This window comes from Hydrogenobaculum acidophilum (assembly GCF_054656715.1).
The window spans coordinates 1-455 of record NZ_BAAHXP010000059.1; the positions used below are offsets into that span (position 1 = coordinate 1).

The 455-nt window shown below is 33.0% G+C and carries 1 protein-coding gene; it reads right to left on the minus strand.

What is annotated here, in order from left to right; genetic code table 11:
* Nucleotides 1–455 (minus strand): AAA family ATPase (locus ACYQZV_RS09110; RefSeq protein ID WP_459895337.1); only part of this gene is annotated, 455 nt, incomplete at both ends.

Sequence of the window (455 nt, forward strand, 5' to 3'; positions counted from 1 at the left end):
GGTGTAGCTGTTTCAAACCAAAAGGCTCTAAATCTTTTCTCTGAAAAAAGAAGCAATATATCAAAAGGATTGTACACTTTCTCTCCAAGCCAACTATAACCGTTGTACCACTCTCTTATCTTATCCTTGTCAAAATCTTTTAGTCTGTCATCAAATACACTTTCAAGCTCTTTTTCTGTATAACCACATATCGAAGCAAACTCTTCATTCAACGTAATATCTTGAAGCTGATTTAACCCGCTAAATATAGAGACCTTTGAAAATCTTGATACTCCAGTAAGAAATACGAGCTTTATGTATGGGTCAGAGGGCTTTAATATCTCAAAAAACTTTTTAAGTATATCCCTATTTCTTCTTGCTTTTTCTATATCCTCTATAACATCAAGAATAGGCTTATCGTACTCATCCACTAGTATTACTACTTTTTCGTTGTATTTTTCAGAAAGCTTTTGTAT